At 69.0% G+C, this 423-nt stretch carries 1 pseudogene; it reads right to left on the bottom strand.

The annotated features are described in order from the left end of the window. Positions 1-197: 197 nt before the first annotated feature. Positions 198-423: pseudogene (locus DJ73_RS21355) on the bottom strand (nucleotide sugar dehydrogenase); the annotation flags it as partial.

The following is a 423-nucleotide window of genomic DNA, read 5'->3' as shown; positions in this document are numbered from 1 at the left end:
GAGGAGTCGGGGCTCGAGGCCGGGACCGATTTCGGACTCGCGCACTGTCCCGAGACGGTTCTCCCGGGGAACATCCTCGCGGAACTCCGCGAGAACGACCGTATCGTCGGCGGTATCGGTCCGGAGTCGACCGAGCCCGCCGTCGAGCTGTACGACTCCTTCGTCGACGGGGCGATTCGGACCGCAGAGGACCCGACGACGGCGGGCTCGGTCGACTCCGGACCGATACCGCCGACGATACGGTCGTTCTCGCGGAGTTCCGCGAGGATGTTCCCCGGGAGAACCGTCTCGGGACAGTGCGCGAGTCCGAAATCGGTCCCGGCCTCGAGCCCCGACTCCTCGAGGACGGGTCGCACTCGCTCCTCGGTCGTCCCCGGCGGAACCGTCGACTCCAGGATCACGGTGTCGCCCTCGCGGAGCACC

It is taken from the genome of Halorubrum sp. Ea1 (assembly GCF_002252965.1).
In the GTDB taxonomy this organism is placed as follows: Archaea; Halobacteriota; Halobacteria; order Halobacteriales; family Haloferacaceae; genus Halorubrum.
Note: the sequence above shows the minus strand (reverse complement) of the source record. Positions and strands in the feature narration are given on the sequence as shown.